Consider the following 22856-nt stretch of genomic DNA (forward strand, 5'->3'; position numbering starts at 1 on the left):
GGTGATGGACACGTTGCCCGTGAGGTTCGGGGCGGGCGCTGCCGCAGGTGCCGCGGCGTCCGTGGTGGCCTGCGCAAGGGCTGCGCCCGACGCGGTCAATGCAGTGGCCAGAACGATCAGCGCCTGGACGGCGGTACGGTGCGTCATCGGGAAACTCCTCGCAAGTGTGTTGTGAACCTGGAGGCTCAAAGCAGGGAGCGTGCCAAAGTGCACGAATACCGGTCCTCGCGCCACCGGACACCGCCTCGACTGAGAGCCAAATCGTTACAACGTCTGTTGCGGGGTGGTTGCAGTTATCCGGTGCGTTGCACCACCGCGGGTCCGGGAAGAATCACGCACCATACTGGGGAGGGGGAGAAGAATGGGACTGTCTTTGGTGCAAAGCCGCGCTTTGCTGGGGCTGGAGGCGGCCAGTGTCACTGTCGAGGTGCATTTGGCGAACGGCTTGCCGAGCTTCACGCTGGTCGGACTGGCGGAAACCGAGGTCAAGGAGGCGCGCGAGCGGGTGCGCTCGGCCATCCAGAACGCGGGGCTGGAGTACCCCAACAACAAGAAGATCGTCGTCAACCTCGCGCCGGCCGACCTGCCGAAGGATTCGGGGCGCTTCGATCTGCCGATCGCGCTGGGCATCCTCGCGGCCAGCGGGCAGATCGACAACGCCCGGCTGGCCGGGCACGAGTTCGCGGGAGAGCTGTCCCTGTCGGGCGAGCTGCGGCCCGTGCGCGGCGCCCTGGCGATGGCGCTGGCCCTGCACACGCGCGGCGTGGCCACGCGGCTGGTGCTGCCCCTGGACAGTGCGCAGGAGGCCGCGCTGGTGCCCGACGGCGAGGTCTATGGCGCCCGGCACCTGCTGGACGTGGTGCGCCAGTTCGTCGCCGACAGCGAGGCCGCCTCCCAGTGGCCCGACCCGCCGTCCGACGGCTGGGCGCGGGTCCGTGCGACGGCCGGCGCAGGCGTGCCGCACTATGCCGACCTGGCCGACGTCAAGGGACACGCGAGCGCCAAGCGCGCACTGGAGATCGCGGCGGCCGGCGGCCACAGCCTGCTGATGATGGGCGAACCCGGCTCGGGCAAGTCCATGCTCGCCCAGCGCTTCGCCGGGCTGCTGCCCGCGATGAGCATCGACGAGGCCTTGGAGAGCGCCGCCGTGGCCAGCCTGGGCGGGCGCTTCGCGACGCAGCGCTGGATGACACGACCTACGTCTTCGCCCCATCACACATCCAGTGCGGTGGCGCTGGTGGGCGGCGGCTCTCCGCCAAGGCCCGGCGAGATTTCGAGAGCGCACCACGGCGTTCTCTTCCTCGATGAATTCCCCGAATTCGCACGCTCCGCACTGGAGGCGCTGCGCGAGCCGCTGGAGACCGGCACGATCACCATCTCACGGGCCGCGCGCAGCGCCGAATTCCCGGCGCGCTTTCAATTGATCGCCGCGATGAACCCCTGCCCTTGCGGCTACCTGGGCTCCGCATCGAAGGCCTGCCGCTGCACGCCCGACCAGGTCTCGCGCTACCAGGGCAAGCTCAGCGGCCCGCTGCTGGACCGTATCGACCTGCACATCGAGGTACCGGCGGTGTCGGCGCAGCTGCTGCTCGACGCGCCGGCAGGGGAATCGACGGAAAGCATCCGCGGCCGGGTGATCGGGGCGCGCGAGCGCGCGATGCAGCGGCAGGGGTACGCGAACCAGTCGCTGCAGGGCGCGGCGATCGACCGGCACGCCGGGCTCGACGACGCGGCCCGCCGGTTCATGTTCAACGCGGCGTCCAAGCTCGGATGGTCGGCGCGCAGCACGCACCGCGCGCTGAAGGTGGCGCGGACGATTGCGGACCTGGGCTCGTCGGAGGCCGTGCAGGTCGAGCATCTTGCGGAGGCGGTGCAGTACCGCAGGGCGCTGCACAGCCGCACATGAATGCGGCCCCGCCGCCAGCGCCGGCGTACTGCTATTTGAACTCGTGCGCCACCACGGGCGCCGACTTGCTGTCCTGCACCGTCACCCGCTGCCGGTAGACCTCGAGGTCGCCATTGCGCACTTCGATGTTGTAGATGCCCGGGCGCAGCGACAGCGACTTGAGCGGCGGGCTCACGCCGCGGTCCGCGCCGTCGACGAACACCTGCCCCCACGGGCGGACGTTGAACAGCACGCGTCCCAGGCCTGGCGCCGCCGCGGGTGCGGGTGCAGGGGTGGCGGCAGCGCCCGTCGTGCCGGGTGCCGCACCCGCCACGGTCGTCGTGGTGCCCGGCGGCTGCGTGCCCGGCACGAGGGGCACGGACGGCGGCGAGAGCCGGTTGATCTCGGCGAGGGCGTTGCGCGCCTCGCGCGCATGCACACCGCGGCGGTAGCGGCGCAGGTAGGCCTCGTAGCCTTCGCGCGTGTTCTCGGTCTGCGCGAGATTCCAGTCTTCGGCCTCGGCGATGGCCAGCGCGGATTCGGGCGGCGCGGCCGGCGGGACGACCGGCACGGTCTCCAGCGGCGCCAGCGGACCCGCCGCAGCAGCAGGCGCGCTGGCCGGCGTGGCGGGCGGCGGTGCGGTGGGTGCGCCGGCCACGGTTGGCGGCACGCCATCGGTGGCGGGCGGCGGCATCGCCACCGGCGGCGCGGTGTTGCTCGACATCGGCGCGGCGGGTGGCGGCGGCGCCGGCACCATCGCGGTCTTGGCGTCCTGCGGCTGCATGCCCGAGGTCAGGCGCAGGCCGATCCAGCTGCCCACGGCCACGAGCGCGATCACGAGCCCGCCCACCAGGCCCCACCGCGGGAATGCGGGTTTCTTCTTCTGCGCGGGCGCCGCGGCCTTGCGGCCAGGCGCCTTGCTGCGACTGTCCTGTGGCGCAGGCGCCTTCGGCAGCTCGGGCGCTGCCGTCGGCACCGGCACCGGTTCCAGCGGTGCCGGTGCCGACACCGGGGAGAACTGCTGCGGCTCCAGCGGCGGCGGCGGCGGCGTTGCCGGCACGGTCGATGCGGGAACGATCACCGTCGGCGCGCCCATGCCACTCACGTAGATGTCGCCGAGCTTCACCAGCCCCAGTTCGGCCGCGAAGGCGGCCACGGTCTGCGTGCGGTCCTTGCTGTGCACGGCCAGCGTGTGGTCGACCGCGACGCAGAAGGCCGGGCTCAGGTCGGCGCGGTCCATCGAGGACAGCGGCACGTAGGCATCCTGCACGCTGCGCACCACGGCCGAAGGCGGCGGATGGCCGGTGACCGCACGGTACAGCACGGCGCCCAGGGCATACAGGTCGGTCCACGCGCCCTGCAGCAGGGTGTTGTCGTCGGCGTACTGCTCGATGGGCGAGTAGCCCGACTTCACCATCACCGCCACCTCGTCGACGAGGTCGGCAATGGACTTGCGCGCCGCGCCGAAGTCGAGCAGCACCGGCAGGTCGTCCTGCTGGATGAAGATGTTGTCGGGCGCGATGTCGCGATGGAAGCACTGGCTGCGGTGCAGCGTCTCGAGGGCGCCCAGCAGCGGCCCGAGCATGCCGACCAGCCAGGGCTCGGTGATCTTGCCCGGCTCGTCCTCGGCCAGGCGACGCAGCGTGCGGCCCTTGTAGAGCTGGATCGCCATGTAGGCGGTGGAGTTGGCCTCCCAGAAGCGATGCACCCGCACCAGCGCCGGGTGGCTGAACTGCGCGAGCGTGCGCGCCTCGTTGATGAAGCTGCGCAGGCCCGCCTGGAAGGTGGCCGTGACCCGCTCGGAACGCACGTGCACGCTGTTGTCGCCCACGCGGCGCGCGAGCATCGAAGGCATGTATTCCTTGATCGCTACTTCGCGCTGCAGCGAGTGGTCGTAGGCCCGGTAGACGATGCCGAAGCCGCCTTCGCCGATCACCTCCAGCAGCTCGAATTCGTCAAGCCGGTGGTTCACGCCCAGTGGATGCGGCCGTTCCTCCTGCGTGTCGGCCGGCGGGCTTGCGGTGCCGTGCGTCGTGGTCATGCTTCTTCTCCTGCGGGGCGGTGGCTCTCATGGCTCATCTGGTGCTTCATGCCCATGGCACGTGTCCCTGCGAAAACAACTTGGAAAACAATGGTGTGTTGAGGCCGCCGCCGTGGGCGGCGGTGCGCAGCGGCGATCCATCGGCCTGGTTGGTCCACCAGTAGCTGGTGCTGCCGAAGGGGTCGAAACACAGTGGAAGCTCGGGCCAGCCCAGGCGCTGCTGCGCACCCGCGCCGCCTGCCGTCGGCCCGAGGATCGAGAGGATGTCGTCCGAACCGCCGCTGGCGGTCTGGAAGCCGGCGCGGCCCGCGGCCAGCACCTGGCTGTCGAACTGGTCGGGCGCCACGCCGTGGCGGATGGCCTGCAGCAGCGCGCTGCCGCACTGCCAATACCACTCGGCCGAGCCTTCGAGCACCGACGGGCGATAGTTGCGCGCGGCCACCTGCAGCGTGATGCAGACGGGGTAGTAGCGGCCCACGCGGTCGCAGCTCGGCGCGATGCAGCCGAACTGCACGGCGTCGACGCCCTGCGTGGCGGGAATGGCGAAGTTCCACACCGGAGCCACCGCGTAGTGCTGCGTCATCGCATCGGGCCAGCGCTTGAAGCTGCCCAGGCCGTTCTGCATCCAGCGGTCCCACCAGGCCTGCAGCTCGCGCGGCATGCGGCGGTAGAGAAAGTCGCCGGCAGCGGGCAGCTTGCCGTACCAGCCGATCTGCTCGTCGACGGGCACCCAGGCCTGCGGGGGAATGCTGCTGTTCATATCAGGACTTCCCGGGGCAGGAGAAGCTGTTCATCTGCGGCAGGCGCAGCGGGTTGTAGACGCTGTTGGCCGTGACCGCGAGCACCACCTTCTTGCCCTGCAGGTCGAAGCTCGCATTGAACGATTCGGGCGAGCTGCCCGCGGAGATCGAGGCCTTGTCGAACAGCCGGTGCAGCGCCCACGGCCCTTCGGTCACGATGCCGCCGGCCGGCGTGCCGTTGGCGGTGGTGACCTGCAGGCGCACCTGGTTGCTGTTGCGCGGGCCGGGCCACTTGACGGTGCTCGGCGCCTGCGGGCCATGCGCGTAGCGCACCGTCTGCCCGTCGATGTCGAGCGTGAACTGCGTGAGCGACGCGTCCATGTCCTCGGGCCGGATGTCGATGGTGAACGAGGGCGTGCGCCCGCCCGCCATGCCCGAGAAGAACACGTCGCGGATGGCCTGCGCCTTCTGGAACGAATCGAGGTAGGCCGAACGGCCGGTGGCGCTGCCGTCCACGCCGCGCTTGAAGGTCCACGGGTTGACCGAGGTGTCGACCTGCGTGACGAGGTTCTTCTGGAAGAAGTCGTCCATCATCCCGCCCGGCGCGAACAGCTGCGCGAAGTCGCCCGAGGCCACGTCGCGGTTCGACCCACGCGTGAACGGATAGCGCCCCGCGATCGCCTGGTTGCAGAACGAGCCGATGCTCGCCGCCGCGCTCTGTCCGATGTTCTGCCGCGTCACCGCCGCCGCCTTCGACGACGCCGTGGCCGACAGGTCGTTCAGCATCCCCTGGAACGGCACCGGCAGGCGCCCGGCCTCGGCCTGCACCTTGGTGACCGAATCGCTGGTCGGCGGGATGTTGCCGCTGCGCAGCGCGGTGTCGGTGGCAGTGAGGAAGTTGTAGAGCTCGTTGATGAGCGCGGCCGTCGCGTCGATGGGCGCCTGGCCGCCCTGCTTGGGCGCGGTCACCATGCGGCGCAGCGGCTCGAAGTGGTTGTCCACCAGCGATTCGGGCCGGTCCACGCGCGTATTGCGGCGCTGGCTGCCGTCGGGCTGGCCGATGAGCTGCTCGATGCGCTCGCGCGTGCTCTGCACGCGGTTCTGCGCCTGGTCGAGCAGGCTGCGCGCGGCCTCGTCGTGGTTGCGCAGCAGGTCGGTCTCTCGTGCGGCGCCGCGGATCAGCCGCGACATCGGCGACTCGGCTGTGGAGAGCACGCGCGTCATCTGGATGCTCTGCAGCAGCGAGCGGCTGTCGGCCAGGCGGATGTCGACGAGGTAGTCGTCCCACACCTTGATGTAGTCGGTGAGGTAGAGCCGCCGCACTTCGCGCAGCAGCAGCTCGCGCGAGGTGATGTCGGTGATGCCGGGCGCGCGGATCTGCAGCACCCAGCGGTCTTCCTGCTCGAGCGACAGCGTGGTCTCGGCGATGCGCTTGTCGAAGATGTCCCAGTAGCCGCGGTAGGTGAACAGCGTGGGAATGCCATCGGTCAGCGGCTTGCCGCTGGCACGGCGGATGACCAGTGCCGACTCGGCCCCGCCCGCCTCGGCGATGGTGAAGGCATTGGGCGGGCTGGTCTGCAGCAGGATGCGGCGCAGCCGCGCATAAGAGCGCTGCGCCAGCGGCACGCCGGCCAGGCGCTCGCGGGTCTGCGTGATGAGCCTGTCGTCCTTGGCGAAGGGCGAGGTCACCACGCGTCCCGAGAACAGCGCTTTCAGGTGCGATTCGAGGTTGGCGCGCTGCTCGCGCGTGAGCGAGGCGCCGATCTTGCGGTCCACGTCGGTGAGCAGCCAGGCCTGCAGGAAGTCGGCGTCGTAGCGCTCGGGGTCGTACAGCATGAGGTACGCCTTGAGCGCTTCATAGCTGTACTCGGCGTCGATCTTCGCGGCCTCGCGCAGCGACTGCTCCACGCGCTGCGCGGCCTGCGGCAGCAGCACTGTCTCCAGCGCGCGCTGGTACACGCCGTCGGTCGCGGCCTGCAGCTTCTCGCCCTGGTAGAGGCCGAAGCGGTAGGACGTGGGCGGATCGCCGATGTCGAAGTGGCTGGACTTCGGCAGATCGCGCAGCTTGTCGAGGACGAGCAGCGAGCTCGCGATGTCGCCGCTCGAGTCGACCACCGTCGGCAGCTCGCCGCGCGCGGCCGCCTTGTTGAAGGCCTTGGCGTTGGTGTCGACCTCGGCCACGTAGTCCTTGTTGTTGCGCCAGCTGTTCACGCAGGCCCCCAGGAACAGTACCAGCAGCACGCCGATGGCGCAGTAGCCCGCGATGTCGATGGCCCGCTTGCGCCGGTACCAGCTCAGGTTGGTGCCGGCCACGCCCGCGTCGCGGAAGATCACCTGCTGCAGCAGCTCCTTCAGGAAGTAGCTCTTGCCCGGGCCCGGCGGCGGCGCCGGCGGCGCGTTGACCTGCAGGTAGCGCTTGATGGCGCCCATCACGCGGTCGAAGGCCGTGCCTTCCTGCGTGCCGCTGGTGAAGTACACGCCGCGCAGCATCGACGCGGCCTCGAACTTCGACGGATTGAACACGTCCGCCAGGAATGTGCCGAGGATGTCCTCGAAGCTCGCGAACTGCTGCGGCAGCAGGTAGGCCTGCGCGCGGCGCATCGGGTCGGACTCGGCCGCCAGCAGTTCGGGCAGGCGTTCGTCCAGGCGCTGGTGCAGCAGCTTGTATTCCTGGTGGAAGCGCTCGCGCAGGTCGCCGCTCACCGGGGCCGCGCCCTTGCCCTTGACGGCCTTCGCGTTCGCCGGGTTGCCCTGGATGGGGAAGGTAAAGCCCCACACCTGCTGCCGCTCGGCACGGCCCAGCGAGCCGAAGTACTCGTTGAAGCCGGCCAGCAGGTCGGTCTTGGTGACCAGCACATACACCGGGAAATCGATGCCAAGGTCGTTGCGCAGCTCCAGCAGCCGCTTGCGCAGCGCCATGGCGTGGCGCGCGCGCTGCGCGTCGTCGGCCAGCGGCAGGTCGGCGATGCTGATGGTGAGGATCGCGCCGTTGATCGGCTGGCGCGGGCGGAACTTCTTGAGCAGCTCGATGAAGCCCTTCCACTCGCCCTCGTCGGTCTCGCGGTTGCTCTCGTGCGTGGTGTAGCGGCCCGCGGTGTCGATCAGCACCGCCTCGTTGGTGAACCACCAGTCGCAGTTGCGCGTGCCGCCGATGCCGCGCACGGCCGCCTTGCCGAGCTGGTCGGCCAGCGGAAAGTCGAGGTCGGAATTGACCAGCGCGGTGGTCTTGCCCGAGCCCGGCGCGCCGATGAAGATGTACCAGGGCAGCTGGTACAGGTACTGCCGGTCGAACAGCGAGAAGCGGCTCGCGGGCTTGCCGTCGGCATCCTGGCCGAAGCGCATGTTCTTCAGGATGGCCGTGGCGTCGGTGAAGCCGCTCTGCAGCTCCTTGATCTCGGGCGCGTCTTCGGGTTTGGCCTCCTTCTCCTTCTTGGAAGGCGTGCGCAGCTGGTTGAGCAGCTGCGCATTGAGGCGGCGTTCGCGCCACTTGCGGTAGATGACGCGCACGAGCCAGATCGCGAACATCAGCACGATGACCGCGATGCGCACGATCTCGTCCTCGAGCGGACGATAGCGGCCTACCGCGATGGCCGGGCCGATGATCCAGATCAGGAAGGCGAGTGCGACCAGGCCCAGGAAGACCCACAGGTCGCGGCTGATGAGAAAACGGAAGATGGCGCGCAGCATCAGCGGGAGCCTCCGGGCTGCGGAGCGGGAGTGGGCGCCACAAGCGGCGCGGAGGTTGCTGGCACACCGGCAACGGGCGCCACCAGCAGCGTCACCTCGACGCGCCGGTTGCGCGCGCGGTTGGCAGCGGAATCATTGGGCACGATCGGGTCGGCATCGCCGCGGCCTTCGGCGCGCAGGCGCTGGGGCCGCGCGAGGCGGGTGGCGATCATCTTCTGCACCGCGTCGGCGCGGGCCTGCGAGAGCTGCCAGTTGGAGGGAAAGCGCACGCTGCGGATTGGCTGGTCGTCGCTGAAGCCGCTGACCAGCACGTTGCCTTCCACGGCATTGAGCGCATCGGCCACGCGCGCGAGCACCGGCACATAGCGGTCGAGCACGCGGTCGGAGCCCGAGGCGAACAGGCCATCGCCGCGCAGCACCACCACGCTGCGGTCGGCCTCGTCGCGCACGGTCAGCAGGCCGTCGCGGATCTCGGGCTCGAGAAAGCGCTGCAGCCGCGGCGTCGGCGCTGGCAAGACGACGGCGCGCTCCGTCTGCGGCAGGCGCACTGCGTTGACGGCCGCGAAGGCGCCGTCGGAATGGCCCGCCAGGTTGAAGGTAAGCAGCGCGAACACGAGCACCAGCAGCACCGCCGCCACCGCGCCCACCGCCCACACCGGCAGCCAGTTGCGCGCGCGCCGCACGGGCGCACTCGCGTCCTGCCAGTGCGGCGACAGCGGCACGGCGATTTCGCCGCGCGTCTGCCGGATGATCTGCAGCAGCCGCTGCTTGAGCGTCTCGAGCTGCGTGCGGCCGTTGTCGATGACGCGAAAGCGCCCCTCGAAGCCCATCGCCAGGCAGAAGTAGATGAGCTCGATCAGGTGCAGGTGCTGCTGCGGGTTCTGCACCAGGCGCGACAGCAGCTGGAAGAACTTCTCACCGCCCCAGGTCTCGTTGTGGAACATCACGAGCAGGCTCTGCGACGACCAGATGCTGCCGCCCCACGGCGTGAGCGCGGCGGCCTCGTCGACCGCCGTGCACAGGCAGTAGCGCGCGCCGATGATCACTTCGGGAGAAATGCCCGCCTGCTGCGCGCGCGTCTCGAAGCGGCGCACCTCATCGACGAGGTGTTCGCGCAGCTGCGAGGGCGCGGCATGGTGGCCGGTGGCACGGATCTGCGGGATCAGGTCGAGCAGCGGATTGGCCGCGGCCACCAGCGGGTTGTTGCCCGCGAGCGCCGTGTCGCCCGCATGCGGGCGCCGCGAGTCGTGCCACGCGGTGAAGGACTCCGGCTGCGCGCCGAGGCCACCGATACCGCCGGCACGCGAGGCGGACGGCATGCCGCCTGCATCGCCGCTGGCGTTGCCGCCGCCGGGGTTCGGCGGCACGAAGCCGCCCGGGCTGACGGCCATGTCGTTGACACCGTTCATAGACTCCCTCACGGACGGATGGCCCAGAACTCCATGGCCAGGCCGGGAAAGTCACCGGCCAGGTGCATCGCCACGCCGCCGGACTTTTCGAGCTGTCGCCACATGTCGCCGCTCTTGTCGAGTTCGAAATAGTGGTAGCCCGCGTTGTACGGAATCTGCCGCGGCGCCACCGGCAGCGGCCGTACCACCACGCCCGGCAGCTGCAGCTGCACGAGGTCGCGGATGCGCTCGACCGAGCCGATCTTCACCTGCGTGGGGAAGCGCTGCTGGATGGCATCGGCCGGCAGGTCGGCATGCACCGCGAGCACGAAGCCCGCGTTGCGCACCAGCACCGGGTCGGGCATGCGGCCCACGCGCACGCCGTGGCTGCGCTCTTCGAGTTCGATGGCGATCGCGCTCTGCTCGAGCACCGCCGACAGCGAACGCCGCAGCTCTTCCAGCAAGGGGCGGATGCAATCGTTGAGGTTGTCGTGGTCGTACACCGGCCACAGCACCGGACGGCGCGTGGGCGAGGTGTGCGTGGCCAGGTGGCAAGCGAGCTTGAGCCAGTCGACGAACAGCTCCTCGGGATGCACCTGCACCGCCTGCTGCGCGTGCCACGTGAGTGCAAGGTAGCGATTGACCAGTTCGAGCAGCAGGAAGTCGGAGACCTCGCTCACGCCGCCGCGCCCCGGCTGCGACAGCCGCGAGGCCAGTGCCTCGGAGCGCTGCGTGAGCAGCCCGTGCAGCTCCGCGATCATGCTGCGCAGCATCCCGTGCGCCGAGGCATCGAGCACCGGCGGAATGTAGTTGGCATCGACCACCAGCTTGTGGTCGGTGCGCCGCTCGATCACGCGCACCGCACCGATGGCCTGCCACTCCGCGGTGAGCGAGGAAGCGCGCGCCAGGCGCAGGCGCGGCGAAGCGAGCTGCAGCACGGCAGGACCGAGCGCAACGGCATTGCCGTCGTTCACCTCGCGCTCGATCACCCCGAAGCGCGCGGCCGAGCCTTCGTCTTCCGAGAAGATGACCTCCTCGCTGCCCGGCCTGCGCAGCGGCAGCGCGAGCACGATGAGTTCGTCGGTGAGGTCGTTCGGTACTTCGTAAGGCAGGGGCGCGTCTTCGGCGCCGAACGAAAACGGCGTGCCATCCGGCATCACGCCCGCACCGCCGAGCAGCGACACGCGGCCCAGTGCGTACGCGTCGCGGTCGATCTCGAGATGCAGCCAACCCCAATAGGCGCCTTGCAGGCCTGCGGTACGCCGGGTCACGTACTGCTCGACATAGCGTTCCATTTGCTGGAAATGCTGCGGCCGCAGGTACATCCCTTCGGACCACACCACGCGATTCGCCAACGCCTGCGGAAGGGCGCCGTTCTTTGCGGCGCCCGGATTGCGAACTGTCACCAAAAGACCTCCTGGGGAGTGCTCACGTCGAAGCGGAAGATGCGCTGAGGAGCGGCCTCCCGGTCCACTTGTTTTGCTCTTGATGCTACACGGCGCTTCTTACGTTTTGCACCGCAATTCGCTAGCTAATTTTTCGCACTTTCGTACTAGTGAATCAAATTTTTGAGAAGAAATTAACGACTTGGTAGCAACTCGATGCCCGTCTTGCGGATGGCGACATGCACGGCCTGCTCGCTCGGCGAGAACTGCCACACCTTGTACAGGTTGGTCTGCTTCGGTTCCTTCAATGGCAGCACGATGCGCCAGCGCGCGGCTTCCAGCTTGCGGTAGCCCGCGATGATGCCGATGGCGCGCGAGTCGAGTCCCGCCTCGCGCTTGAACACGCGCTCTTCGCCGCTGCGCATGATGGCCTGGTCGGCGTTCACGAGCTCGGTCATGAGCGTCTCGCGGTCACGGTCCTGTAGTGCAAAGTAGTCTGCCGTCTCGAAGTTGCCGGAAGATTTCAGTTCGAAGACTTTGACGAGGATCGGCGCGGCCTGGCCGCGTCCGTCGGGGTTGACGCCATCGTCGATCTTCACGGTGATGGCATAGGGCGTGGGCATGGACTTGGCCGTCGATGCGCATCCACTGATGAGGCCCGCAAACAACGGTGTGGTTGCAAGTGCGCCTTGTAGCAAGCTTCGTCGATGCATTGAATTCTCCCCGGGGGTTCGCGGCCTATATTATCGAAGTCGTGCGCCCTTACGATGGCGCGTCGCGTGCATGTCGCAACACAGCGGCACACTACTCAAGGATTGCCTTTTGCAAGGTAGGAGAGAAGATTGAAGTCATGTCTGCCTGCTCTGGCGCTCGCTCTTTTGGTGATCGCGGGTTGCACGACCACACCACCGCCCGATCCCGCACCGCAACCCGAACGGCTGAGCCAGCAGGTGGCACGCACCACGCTCGAACGCGCGCAGCAGGCTTATGACGACGGCGACTATGCCAAGGCCGTCAACACGCTCAAGAGCGGCGGCGTGTCGGTGTTCGACGCCGCCGAGCCCGCTACGCGGCTCGATGCGATGAAGCTCGAAGCCTTCAGCTACTGTGTGGCAAACCAGGTGCCCGAATGCCGCACGCAGTTCCGCAAGATCCTCGATGCGTTCCCGAGCTTCGAGCTCAACGTGGCGGAGCGCAAGCATCCGGTGTGGGGGCCTGCGTTCGAGGCCGCCAAGCGAATGAAGCGCTGATGAAGAACACCGCGGCCCTGCAGCCGCCGCTGTTGCCGAAGCGCGGGAAGACGAACACGGAGAAGCCATGCTCTGGACAGTGATCGAACATGCGGGCAGGCCGGTGGCCGCGGGGCCCTCGGCATTGCTCGCGGCACCCGGCGGAACGATCGGACGCAGCCCCGACAACCACCTCGTGCTGCCCGATGAACAGCGCCAGATCTCACGCCTGCAGGCCACAGTGCGCTTCGACGACGACGGCGTTGCGGTGCTGCGCAACATGAGTGCCGTGCTGCCGATCAGCGTGAACGGGCGCTCGCTTGCGCATGAGCAGGAAGCGCGCGTGGCCGATGGCGACCGCGTGGCGATCGGCAGCTATGTGCTGGAGGCCGCGAGCCCGCTGCGTGCGCCGCCAGTTGCGCCGCCCGTGACGGCGGCAGCACCGGTACAGCCGCCGGCTTCTCCAGTGCAGCCGTTGCAGCCGCTTTCGATGGCAGCACCGATGATGGCCGCGCCCGTGTCGGCGGGCCCCGTCGATGCGCTGCTGCCGTCCTCCGGCGCATCCGACGTGTTCGCCGATCTGTTCGGCGAAGGCGCGCTGCCCATCGGCGATACGCAGCCCACGGTGGCGATGCCAACGCCGCCGCGGCAGGCCCCCCCTCCGGCTCCAGCACCCGTGGCGGCGCCGGCGCCCAGCGAATCTTTCGCGGCGCCCCTGCAGCCATCGGCACCGCCGTCACCGCCACCCCCGCCAAAGACAGGCCCGAGCCTTGCCCCGGCGCAGATTCCTTCCGCCGCGGACTGGGACGCCATCCTCGCCAACGCGCCGCGCCGCATCGACAGCACGCCCGCGCCGATGCCCGACCCGATGGCGCACGAACCCTTCGAGCTGCCGTCGCAGGCGCGCCGCAACCCGGTCGATCCGCTCGCGGAACTGAACCCGGACGCGGCCAACGACATGTCGGACATGGCGCTCAAGCGCGGCGTCGATCCGCTCTCTTTCTTCGCGGCCGACGAAAGCGCGCACTCGCCGCTGACCGACCCGCGCCCCACCGCGCTGGCGCACACCGATCCGCTGCTGCCGGGCGACACGCACCCCGCGCTCGACCTGCTGCAGAACAACAGGCCTGCCGTGCAGGGGTACAGCCAGTCGAACCATGCGCGCGAAGTGGCGGCGCAGTTTCGTCCGCCGAATCCGGTGGCATCGCCAGTGCCCGCCCCTGCGCCTGCGCCCGCCGTCGAACCGGCGAGGGTGGAAGCACCTCCTCCGCCGCCGCCTCCCGCACCGGCGCCCGTGGTGCAAGAAAGCCCGCCCGCAGCGCCGCCTGTCGTGGCCGCCCCCGTGGCCGTCGAGCCGGCGCTTGCGCCCGTCACCGCTACGCGGCCCGCAGCGCCTGCACCTGCTGCAGTGCCGTCGTCCACATCGGAAGCCCTCTTCAAGGCTTTCCTCGAAGGCGCCGGCGTGCCCGAGGTCGCCGGCCAGCAGCCGCTCGACATCGAGGCCATGCAGCGGCTGGGCCGCATCATGCGGGCCTTCACCGACGGCACCATCGACCTGCTGTCCTCGCGCGCCATGCTCAAGCGCGAGGTGCGCGCCGAGATCACGATGATCGTGGACGAGGAGAACAACCCGTTCAAGATCCTGCCCAACGGCCGCGCCGTGCTGATGCAGATGTTCGGCGCGCGCATGCCCGGCTTCCTGCCGCCCGAAGCGGCCGTGCACGATGCGCTCGGCGACCTGCAGTCGCACCAGCTCGGCATGGTTGCCGGCATGCGCGCCGCGCTGCTCACGCTGTTGAAGCGCTTCGATCCCGCGGCACTGAACAGCGCCACGCCACACGACGGAGGCCTGGGCGAGAAGCTGCTGCCCGGTGGCCGCGAGGCGCGCCTGTGGCGCGAACTGCAGCAGCTGCACACCGAGACCACCGCGGCCGTCGAGGACGACTTCCAGGCCGTCTTCGGCCGGGCCTTCCAGCAGGCCTACGACAAGGAAATGGAAAGATTGAAGGAGGCGCGCCGTGCTTGAACTCACCCGCGCTTTCGCGGTGCCGATATCGACCTCGCAGTTCTCCTGTGTCGGCGAGCGCAGCGGCAACCAGGACGCCATCGGCTACCACCTCGACGAATACAACGCCTGCTTCGTCGTCAGCGACGGCGTCGGCGGCAACGCGGGCGGCGAACTGGCCGCACGCATTGCGGTCGACACCGCGCTCAACACCTTCGTGCGCAACCCGTCGGTGGAGCAAGAGGACATCCAGCACGCCGTGAAGGCCGCCAACGACGCCATCCTTGCCAAACAGCGGGAACTCGCCGACCAGAGCAGGATGAGCGCGACCATCGTCTCGCTGTTCGTCGACCGCACCAGCGGCCAGGCCTGCTGGGCTCACGTGGGCGACAGCCGTCTCTACTGGTTCCGCCGCGGCGCGCTGATGCAGCGCACCGAAGACCACAGCCTGTCGGAGCGCTCGGGCGAAGCGGCACTGGGCAACGGTACCAATGGCGGAGAACGCCTGGTCAAGACCAACCTGCTGTACCGCGCGCTCGGCGCCAGGGCCGCGGTGGAAACCACCGTGTCGACGCCGCAGCGCCTGGCCGATGGCGATGCGTTTTTGCTGTGCACCGACGGCTTGTGGCAGCTCATTTCGCAGCAGGTGATGGAGCGTTCATTGCAGCTGGCCGACAGCGCTGAAGAGTGGCTCGCGCTGCTGCGCCGCGCGGCCGAGGCCAAGGCCGACGAGTCGCGCGACAACTACTCGGCGCTGGCGGTGTGGGTGGGGTTTCCGCAGCAGGTGACGCTGGCGGGGACGGCGGCGTAGACGGCAGCTTGGTCAGCGACACCAGTGCCGCCCGCGTGTCGCCTGCCTCGTGCGGGCTCAGGGCGAAAGGATCATCACCTTGCACTGGCTCGGCACGATCCGCATGCCCACTATGTTGCTGCGGTTCTGGCTCGCCAGGCTGGTCATGCGCGTGGCCGGCGTGCCCTTGATCAGCATCGTGAACGCGCCCGTCAGATGCCGCGACTGGCTCATGAAGGTCTGCGAGACGATGCCGCCACCAGCGCCCGTCGTATCGCCCAGGGTGATGGGCGTGGTCGTCGCCATGTTGTGCGCGGGCATTCCCATGAACAGGATGTTCCATGCGTTCGGCACCGCCATCGGCCCCATCGCCATGTTCGGGTAGGGAATGGGCGCCATGGCGGCTGGCGGTGTCTTGCAGACATCGGGAAAGGCCAGGTCCATTCCCATCAGCTGGCAGTTGGCAAACATCGATCTAACTCCTTGATCAGCCCATGTGAATCTGCGCGGCATCCACCTTGACCAAGTCTTTTCCGGTCACCGCGGTGTGCTTGCCATGAATGCGAACGGTGTCGGCGGCTTCGCAGTCCAGGTGCCCGACGCGCACCTGTTCGATCTCATCCACCATGCGCAACGCGGTGCGCGCCATCTGCACGATGCGGTCGGCCACGGTTTCGAAGGTTTTTCCGACCAGGCGCAGTCGCCCCAGCGTGGCATCGGCGACCTGGCCCGTGTAGCGCATGTCGTCTATCCGGCAATCTGCCTTCCCGGCTTGCAGCGCCCATTGCGCACCGTTCATTTCGAGCTTGCCACCACTGTGCAGGTGCACTCCCGAGGCGCTCGCGATCGACACCGTACCGGCGTTTCCGCCCAGTACGAGGTCTCCAGGCGCGTCGATGCAACTCGACGACGCATCGGCCTGTTCGATCACCGCGATCAGGTAGACCCTGTGACGATCCGGGCCGGAGAGCAGCACCGTGTCGCCCAACTCGGGCTTCAACAGGCAGCTTGCAGCGCGACGGCACGACCAGTCCACACCGTTTTCGTCCTCTACGCCGAACCGGCCGTCGGGCAGGCAGGCCACGAGCTTTCCCATGAAATGCACCGGCACCGCCTCGGCCGGAATCTCGCGGATCAATGGAACGACTTTCATGATCGAGTCCCTTCTTTGTCGTTGACGGGCAAGCAGGAAATTGCGTTGCTCAATGCGGGTTGGACCAAGCCTGCGCCGCGTATAGCGCAGGTTCGTTTTCGATGATGCCACCACGCCCCGAAAAACGGGCTCCCTGCTGGATCGCGCGGTGGAAACGCGTACGAAGAAAGTGCGCCCCGCGCAGATCCGCATTCGAGAGGTCGGCATACGAAAAGTCCGCATCCTGCAACTCTGCAAGCCGCAGATCCGTGCCGATGCAGCGCGCACGGTGCCACACGCTCAGCGGCATGCGCGCGGCGTTGAAGTCGGCATCCTCGAGCCGTGCGTCGACGAATATCGATTGGTCGAAACGCGCATGGCTGCAATTCGCATGGCCGAGGTCAGCCTGGGCAAACAGTGTCTGGCCCGCATCCGCGGCCGAGAGATTCGCGTGGCGCAAAGACGTGCCCTTGAAGTTGCTTTGCGTCAGCACAGCCCCGCTGAAATCGGCCTCATCGAGCTGGCTGTCCGTGAACTGGCACAAACGCAGCGCCTGCCCGGCAAAGCGCTGCCGTCGCAAGTCGCACTCCAGAAACATCACGCTCTCGAACGTCGCCCCCGCGAAATCGACTGTCCTCAGGTCCAGGCGATAGAGCGTGACGAAGTTCAGCACGGCACTCGTGAAATCGACCTGGTCGAGCTTCGACTCGAGGAACGTGGCACGCTCGATCTGCGAAGCCTGCAGGCGGCCTTGCGCCAGCTGGCAGCGCATGAACCGGGCTTGGTTCAGCGTCGCGCCGATGAAGCTTGCATGCGGCATGTCGCATTCGAAGAACGATGCCCCATCCAGCATCGCAGCGTCGAAATTTGCAGCCCCAAAGCGGCATCGCAACAGCTGCATATCCTTGAAATGGCCGCGCGACAGATCGCAGCCAGTCATATTGCAGTGCGAAACCGAACTCCCCTCCAGGTTCGCATTCGCGAAGTTCGCGCCACTGAAGTCGACGTCGTCCAGCAACGCCCCCGAGAGATCGAGCCCGTCCAGTTGCCAGCCTCTGCAGTCGGCGCCGCCAATCTGCACCCCGTGGCGTACCTTGTCGATGAATTCATCGCGATTCATGGGTTGGGTTCAACTCGCCGTGCCGGCCAGACCTTGGCGTCTCTCGTGTACGCACCGCCCAGGTCGGTGGTGCCGTCGATCAATGCCTGCGAAACGTCGGCGCGAAACAGGTTGGCCTCGCGCAGATCGGCCCGGCTGAAAATGGCCTTGGACAAATTCGCGTCGATGAGATTGGCCCCGCGCAGCGACGCCCCCGTGAAGTCCGCGCGCACGAAGAGGCTTTCCCCCCCGGCGATGCCGTCGAGCCGGGCGCCCTGCAGGTCGCACTCCGAGAGGTCGCTACCGTCCAGTTGCGCGCCGCCGAGGTCCGCGTGCCGCATCGGCGTCGTTCGCAAGCCGCAGTGCTTGAGTGTCGCGCGGCGCAGGATCGCTTTCTCCAGGGAGCTGCCATGCGCGAAGCTGCTCGCTTCCAGCCTGGCATCCGAGAAGTCCACGGCCTGGCTGCAATCCGTTGCCACGAACGAGCTCCGGTTGAGCGCCGCCCCCGCGAACGAGACATCCTGCAAGGTGCACTCGAGCCACGCGACCTGATCGAACAGTGCGTCGCCGAAAGCGATCCCGCTCAGGGTCAGCTTCATCATGGACACCTGGCGCCACTCGGAACGCCGGAAGTCGCACTGGTCCAGCACACTTTCGAGCCATCGCGTCTGCTCGAGCCGTGCGCCGCTCACGTTGCAGCACAACAGGCGCGCCTTTTCGCAATTCGCCTCGCTCAGGTCGGCTCCTGCAAAGTTGGTGTACTCGCACTGCGCACCACCCAGGTTGGCTCGGTTCAGCCTGGCATTCGCCAGCGACGTGCGAACGAGCTTCGTGCGCGCCAGCACGGCATTCGAGAAATCCGCGCCATCGAGCATGGCCTCACTCAGGTTGGCGTCTTCGAGCGCTGCGCCCGAGAAATTGGCGCCCCGCAGATCCATGCCGGAAAGATCGGCGCCGACAAGCGTCATGCCGGAGAAATTGCGTTGATCCGGCGGCGCTTCGGTCAGGCGCCGGCGGATCTTCGCGGCACGAAAGCTGGGCATCGCGGGGGCCGCGTCGGACAGATGGGCCCCATACAGATAGCCCAGCCTGATCTGCATGGTCATGCGCTCCTTCATGGCGACGGTCAGCAGCGGCGCACTGGCAGGGGCTTCACCGGGCGAGCGATCGAGCTGGTCGAGCTGACGGATCAATTGATCAGGGTCGAAGCGCTGGGGCTGGCGGCGGCTTTCCTCCAGCAACGCCGGGTCGATCTCTTGTTCCTGTGCCAGGCGCATCTGCTGGCTCTGCGCCGCCAACTCCCGTCTGGACTGCTTCAACTCCTTTTCCATGCGCTCGAAATATTCCGGCACATCGTCGAATTCCGGCGCGCGCTCCAGCACCATCGGCGCGGGCAGGTACTTGTCGGGGTCGAGCCCCGCTGCCAGCAGTTCCATGCGCCGGCTCTCATGGTCCCGCTTCAGGCCGGCACGCACGTTGCGCACCATGGGTCGCGCCATCGCGTCGGAGGCCTCGATGGCGCTCCAGCGGCCCAGCACGGCCTTCGGCGCCAGGTCGCTGTCGCGAAAGGCGAGCAGACCACCTCGGGCAGGATCGATGCGTTGGTGCAAGACCGCCTGGTAGTGCGCATGCGGGCGTGGCTCGCCCTGCAGTTCGAGCGCCGGCATGATGTGCCGGATGTCTGCCGCATCGTCTTCGCGCACCGCCAGCGCGCCGTGCCAGATCAGGGCCACGCGCTCACGGTGCGGGAAGAACCACGCGGTGGTCAGCCGCAACGGCACCTCCCGCAGGTCGTGGCCGTCCTTGTCGGAACTGGCAAAGCAGCGCGCAACCCAGTTCGGCAGACAGCCCCGCAGCACGGGCTGCGTCGGATGCATGTTGAGGATTTCGTAGGGGGCGCTCGACGGAAAGTCCGCGAGATCCGACCAGCGTTGATCGGGTAGCGCGGCATTGAAGAAGTGCCAGTCCATGTCTTGCGCGAAGCCGGGGAACTCCTGCTCCAGCCAATGCTGGCCGTATTTGCTGCCCATCAACGCCATGCGTTGCGGCCAATCCACCGGCAACGCGTCGAAGCTGGCCGCAGCCGGCGCATGCCCTGGCGACTTCATGTGCGCGCCAGCGGCTTCCACGTTGGGCGCCCGGCGGGTTCTTACGCCCTGCACGATCTCGTCGAAGGCGCCGATGCCCAGCGGGTTTTCAGGCACGCCGGGGCCGCCGTAGGCATGGCGCCAGTCCAGGCGCATCCTGTCGAAAGGCAGTGGCGCAGTGAGGCGGCCGTCGAGCCAGTAGCGGTCTCCCGATACCGTCAGGGTTTTTTGCAGGCCCGCCACCTGGATGCGAACGGCGCAGGAGGTCTTGTCTTCCTGGTGGCTGGTGTAGCCGTAGCCGCTGGCCAGCACTTCGGGAGCGAGCTTGGGCACGCCCATGTCGAACACGCCCGATGGGCCGATGTCTTCTGCGAGCGCCAGCCACAGTTCCTGCTCCGCCATCAGCTGGGGCTCGGCGGCCAAGCTGGCCCACGCAAAGACAGACACGCCCAGCTGATCCTGTTGTTTCCAGCGATAGGGTCTCGTGAGGATGCCCAGGCGAAGCGGCTTGACCGTCTTCATGAGAAGGCCTCATTCGCTGCGGCACCGGGCTGCGAGTCGTCGGTCCTGTAGTAGGCCGCGGTGCCTGGCCTGCGCTCCACCACGAGCGCGAGGCTGCCCCTGTCAACCTTCACACGGATTGTCTTTCCAGGCACGTAGTCCGGTATTTCGACGATGGAGATCGCGCTGGTGGCCTGCGCATCGAACGCTGCCGTAGTGGCGGTCGCCTGCACGCGCAGCTGCAGCGTCACGATCGCCCAGACGGCGCCCCTGGCCGCGCGGCGAACCCCCGTGTCCCTGACGGCGACCACCTGCGCCAACGCAGGAACGCCTGTCGCCAGCACGGCCACGGCCCTTTGTTCGCGCCCTGTTTCCTCCACGTGCTTCCTCCAGGAGCGCAGCAGGGTCACGACAAGGCTCAGCAGCAGCCACAGAAGAATCGGAACGAGGATCCACCACAAGGAGAAGCCATCGGTCAGCATGCCTCGCATGCGCTCAGCCGAAAAGCACGAAGGCCTTCAGTGCGCCCCAATATCCGCCGGCATGCTGCTCCCAGGTCACGTTGGAAAAACCGATGGAGCCAAAGTTCGCCTGATGCGCGAACATGTTCAGGATCTGCGCTGTGGCATCGGCCTTCTTGATGTTCGTGGTGAACGCAAGCCCGGAGTTGCTGTTGTTCACGCCGTACGTCGCGCTGGAAAGACCCGTCGCGGTGACCGCGGTGGGCGACCAGTCCCATAGCAGCACCCGGTTGACCCGCTTGACGTGGTTTCCCTCGAAGGTGAAATCTTCGCTGGCTTTGATCTCCACATTGCCGGCTGTCGCTTCGATGGTCACCTTCTTGGCCTTGCCGTAGTAGTCGCCGGCCGAAACGGTGGACGTGTGATCGCCGGTCGCGATGGTCTCGGTGAGACCGCCCGTGATGGTGTCGTTGCCGCCACCGCCCACGACCGTCCTCTGCCAGCCCGTCTGGTAACTCTCGATGCGCTGGCCGGCCAGTGTCTTGAGCGTCGAGTTGCCGGTGTGGACCTCCTCGTCCATGCCCATCTTCACGTCGACCAGCATGCCCATGTCGAAGGTTTCGTGCCGCTGGCCCGCCTTGACGATCACTTCCGAGTCGCCGGTGAGCACCGTTTCCCTGGAGCCCTGCTTGGTGGTCGTCTCGATGCGGTTGTCGAAGAAGTGCTCGGTCAGTGCGCCCGACACCGTGAGCTTCGATCCGTTCTGGTATTCGGCCGTATCCTTTTTCTTGATGAGCGTGTCGCGGGTCTTGTCGACCGTGAGCTGGTCGGTGCCTTCGATGTGCACGGTCCGATTGCCTTCAACCGTCTCGGTCTGGTTGCCCTCCACGCAAGTGTCCATGTCGTGCTCGACCTGGATGTCGAAATCCTTCTCGGCATGCAGGCGCACCAGTTCCTCGCCTGGCGCATCGTCCAGAATGAATTCGTTGGCATTCGCGGGCGTGCCGTCACGGCTGCGGCTCACGAAGCCGCTCACCGTCACCTGCGCGGGCAGCTCCAGCGGCGGCATCTGGTCCGAGTTGTAGACGCGGCCAATGATGATCGGCCGGTCGGGGTGCCCGCCGATGAAATCGACGATCACTTCCTGGCCCTTGCGCGGATGATTCACCGCGCCGTAGTTCGAACCGGCCCAGGCGCTGGAAACGCGCACCCAGCAGGAGCTGTTCTCGTCGCTCTTGCCGTAGCGGTCCCAGCGGAACTGCACCTTCACGCGGCCGTATTGGTCGACCCAATACTCCTGCCCCGCCTTACCCACCACGGTGGCGGTCTGCGGTCCGTTGGTGCGGGTCATCGGCGTCACGCGCGGCGCGCGGAACGCATACGAGGTCGGCTGCACCGCGAAATCGAAGCTGTACGAGCTGTCGGCCGCACCGGTGTCGTAGCCGCCTTCGCGCAGCGCATATGACACCGACACGATCAGGTATTCCCGGTTGTCGTCCTGCCGCGGACAGTTCTGCATGGTGAAGCGGTAGCCCGGCGCCATGCCGCGCACGCTGGCGTGGCCCACGTCGCGCTCAGCCTGCGATTGCGCCTCCTCGAGCCGGATGCGCGAGTAGCGCTCGCCCTGCTCGGCCTCGCTGAAACCCCCGAGCCACTCGTAGATCTCGTAGGTGTCGTGTGCGTTTCCGCGCGGCTGGCTGCGCATGCTCAGCAGATCGGCCCTCGACTTCTTGAAGTCGTAGTCGTCCACCACGTAGGTGCCGGGGCGGATTTCCTCGGTGACCTGCCATTGGTCGATCACCTCCTGCAGCGGGTCCGCGTCGCGGTCGGCCGCGAGGTAGCTGATCTTCGGATAGGCCGGCAGGGTCTCGTGCGCGCCCATGTCATCGGCCAGCACCAGCGTGTGCTGATTCTTTTCGTGCTTGAAGTAGTAGTAGATGCCTTCATGCTCCATCAGCCGGCTCACGAAGGCGAAGTCGGTCTCCTGGTACTGCACGCAGTACTCCCACTGGCGGTAGGTTCCGCTGAGCTTCTTCTCGAACGCGAAGTTGTAGTCGGCGAAAACTTCCTCGAGGATGTCGACGACCGATTTGTTCTGGAATATCTTGCAGTCGCTGGTGCGCGTCAGGTACCAGAGCCAGGGTCGCACGGTGGCGCGGTACACCACATAGCGCGAACCGCCGCCCTCCTTGCCGATCATCGTGAACCGGACGATCTGTCCATTCAGAAAACGAGGCTGGCCTGCCGTCAGTATTTCGAGCGTGAGCGGCTTGCCCAGTACCGACTTCATGTCGAGCGACACGGTCGGGCTCAGCAGATCGACCTCGAATTCGAACAGCTGCGAGAGGCCCTCGGTCCCGTGCATCGAGCGGAACAGCAACTGGTCCTCCGCGAGCGGTGTGTGGGCTTTGACGACTCTGGCCATG

Annotated in this window: 16 protein-coding genes; 4 read left to right on the forward strand and 12 right to left on the reverse strand. The window is 67.5% G+C overall.

Annotated features, from left to right (window positions below):
- Positions 1-361: 361 nt before the first annotated feature.
- Positions 362-1906 (forward strand): YifB family Mg chelatase-like AAA ATPase, encoded by a 1545-nt coding sequence (locus PMI12_RS10275; RefSeq protein ID WP_007831814.1) that lies wholly within the window; start codon positions 362-364, stop codon positions 1904-1906.
- Positions 1907-1937: 31 nt separating this feature from the next.
- Here the strand turns inward: PMI12_RS10275 and PMI12_RS10280 are convergent, their stop codons facing one another.
- From PMI12_RS10280 to tssJ, 6 genes are all read right to left on the reverse strand, one after another.
- Complete coding sequence (locus PMI12_RS10280; RefSeq protein ID WP_007831815.1) at positions 1938-3926, reverse strand: serine/threonine protein kinase; 1989 nt, start codon at positions 3924-3926, stop codon at positions 1938-1940.
- A gap of 46 nt (positions 3927-3972) precedes the next feature.
- Positions 3973-4686 (reverse strand): type VI secretion system-associated protein TagF, encoded by a 714-nt coding sequence (gene tagF / locus PMI12_RS10285; protein WP_007831816.1) that lies wholly within the window; start codon positions 4684-4686, stop codon positions 3973-3975.
- Position 4687: 1 nt separating this feature from the next.
- Complete coding sequence (gene tssM / locus PMI12_RS10290; RefSeq protein WP_007831818.1) at positions 4688-8353, reverse strand: type VI secretion system membrane subunit TssM; 3666 nt, start codon at positions 8351-8353, stop codon at positions 4688-4690.
- Positions 8353-9762, reverse strand: a complete 1410-nt coding sequence (locus tag PMI12_RS10295; RefSeq protein ID WP_007831820.1) for a DotU family type VI secretion system protein — start codon at positions 9760-9762, stop codon at positions 8353-8355. The genes tssM and PMI12_RS10295 overlap by 1 nt, the downstream gene beginning before the upstream one ends.
- An 8-nt stretch (positions 9763-9770) precedes the next feature.
- Positions 9771-11066, reverse strand: coding sequence for a type VI secretion system baseplate subunit TssK (gene tssK, locus PMI12_RS10300; RefSeq protein ID WP_237726069.1), 1296 nt, complete (start codon positions 11064-11066; stop codon positions 9771-9773).
- A 254-nt stretch (positions 11067-11320) separates the two neighbouring features.
- Positions 11321-11839 carry a type VI secretion system lipoprotein TssJ gene (tssJ, locus tag PMI12_RS10305; RefSeq protein WP_042673165.1) on the reverse strand — a complete coding sequence of 173 codons (519 nt, stop codon included), beginning with the start codon at positions 11837-11839 and terminating at the stop codon, positions 11321-11323.
- Positions 11840-11968: 129 nt separating this feature from the next.
- Between tssJ and PMI12_RS10310 the strand changes: the two genes are divergently transcribed.
- From PMI12_RS10310 to PMI12_RS10320, 3 genes are all read left to right on the forward strand, one after another.
- A complete protein-coding gene (locus PMI12_RS10310) occupies positions 11969-12376 on the forward strand; it encodes a TssQ family T6SS-associated lipoprotein (protein WP_007831825.1) in 408 nt (135 codons plus the stop codon).
- Positions 12377-12443: 67 nt separating this feature from the next.
- A complete protein-coding gene (gene tagH, locus PMI12_RS10315) occupies positions 12444-14381 on the forward strand; it encodes a type VI secretion system-associated FHA domain protein TagH (RefSeq protein ID WP_007831826.1) in 1938 nt (645 codons plus the stop codon).
- Positions 14374-15171, forward strand: coding sequence for a PP2C family protein-serine/threonine phosphatase (locus PMI12_RS10320; RefSeq protein ID WP_007831828.1), 798 nt, complete (start codon positions 14374-14376; stop codon positions 15169-15171). Before tagH ends, PMI12_RS10320 begins: the two co-directional genes overlap by 8 nt.
- Positions 15172-15228: 57 nt before the next feature.
- On the opposite strand, the gene PMI12_RS10325 is transcribed toward PMI12_RS10320, so the two are convergent.
- Genes PMI12_RS10325 through PMI12_RS10350 form a run of 6 tightly spaced genes read right to left on the reverse strand, consistent with a single transcriptional unit; the run spans position 15229 to position 22855 of the window.
- Positions 15229-15621, reverse strand: a complete 393-nt coding sequence (locus PMI12_RS10325; RefSeq protein WP_007831829.1) for a DUF4150 domain-containing protein — start codon at positions 15619-15621, stop codon at positions 15229-15231.
- 16 nt (positions 15622-15637) lie between these two features.
- Positions 15638-16303 carry a DUF3540 domain-containing protein gene (locus tag PMI12_RS10330; protein ID WP_007831830.1) on the reverse strand — a complete coding sequence of 222 codons (666 nt, stop codon included), beginning with the start codon at positions 16301-16303 and terminating at the stop codon, positions 15638-15640.
- A 49-nt stretch (positions 16304-16352) separates the two neighbouring features.
- Positions 16353-17402, reverse strand: a complete 1050-nt coding sequence (locus PMI12_RS10335) for a pentapeptide repeat-containing protein (protein ID WP_007831831.1) — start codon at positions 17400-17402, stop codon at positions 16353-16355.
- Positions 17399-19990, reverse strand: a complete 2592-nt coding sequence (locus PMI12_RS10340; protein WP_007831832.1) for a DUF2169 family type VI secretion system accessory protein — start codon at positions 19988-19990, stop codon at positions 17399-17401. The genes PMI12_RS10335 and PMI12_RS10340 overlap by 4 nt, the downstream gene beginning before the upstream one ends.
- The gene (locus tag PMI12_RS10345; protein WP_007831833.1) at positions 19987-20451 is read right to left on the reverse strand and encodes a hypothetical protein; all 465 of its coding nucleotides are present in this window, start codon (positions 20449-20451) and stop codon (positions 19987-19989) included. Before PMI12_RS10345 ends, PMI12_RS10340 begins: the two co-directional genes overlap by 4 nt.
- 13 nt (positions 20452-20464) lie before the next feature.
- Positions 20465-22855 (reverse strand): type VI secretion system Vgr family protein, encoded by a 2391-nt coding sequence (locus PMI12_RS10350; protein ID WP_007831834.1) that lies wholly within the window; start codon positions 22853-22855, stop codon positions 20465-20467.
- Position 22856: the final 1 nt, after the last annotated feature.

Source organism: Variovorax sp. CF313 (assembly GCF_000282635.1).
Classification (GTDB): domain Bacteria; phylum Pseudomonadota; class Gammaproteobacteria; order Burkholderiales; family Burkholderiaceae_C; genus Variovorax.

Coding starts and splice junctions, on each gene's coding strand:
- PMI12_RS10275 (WP_007831814.1), top strand. CDS start 362: ATGGGACTGTCTTTGGTGCAAAGCCGCGCTTTGCTGGGGCTGGAGGCG.
- PMI12_RS10280 (WP_007831815.1), bottom strand. CDS start 3,926: ATGACCACGACGCACGGCACCGCAAGCCCGCCGGCCGACACGCAGGAG.
- tagF (WP_007831816.1), bottom strand. CDS start 4,686: ATGAACAGCAGCATTCCCCCGCAGGCCTGGGTGCCCGTCGACGAGCAG.
- tssM (WP_007831818.1), bottom strand. CDS start 8,353: ATGCTGCGCGCCATCTTCCGTTTTCTCATCAGCCGCGACCTGTGGGTC.
- PMI12_RS10295 (WP_007831820.1), bottom strand. CDS start 9,762: ATGAACGGTGTCAACGACATGGCCGTCAGCCCGGGCGGCTTCGTGCCG.
- tssK (WP_237726069.1), bottom strand. CDS start 11,066: ATGTACCTGCGGCCGCAGCATTTCCAGCAAATGGAACGCTATGTCGAG.
- tssJ (WP_042673165.1), bottom strand. CDS start 11,839: ATGCATCGACGAAGCTTGCTACAAGGCGCACTTGCAACCACACCGTTG.
- tagH (WP_007831826.1), top strand. CDS start 12,444: ATGCTCTGGACAGTGATCGAACATGCGGGCAGGCCGGTGGCCGCGGGG.
- PMI12_RS10325 (WP_007831829.1), bottom strand. CDS start 15,621: ATGTTTGCCAACTGCCAGCTGATGGGAATGGACCTGGCCTTTCCCGAT.
- PMI12_RS10330 (WP_007831830.1), bottom strand. CDS start 16,303: ATGAAAGTCGTTCCATTGATCCGCGAGATTCCGGCCGAGGCGGTGCCG.
- PMI12_RS10335 (WP_007831831.1), bottom strand. CDS start 17,402: ATGAATCGCGATGAATTCATCGACAAGGTACGCCACGGGGTGCAGATT.
- PMI12_RS10340 (WP_007831832.1), bottom strand. CDS start 19,990: ATGAAGACGGTCAAGCCGCTTCGCCTGGGCATCCTCACGAGACCCTAT.
- PMI12_RS10345 (WP_007831833.1), bottom strand. CDS start 20,451: ATGCTGACCGATGGCTTCTCCTTGTGGTGGATCCTCGTTCCGATTCTT.
- PMI12_RS10350 (WP_007831834.1), bottom strand. CDS start 22,855: ATGGCCAGAGTCGTCAAAGCCCACACACCGCTCGCGGAGGACCAGTTG.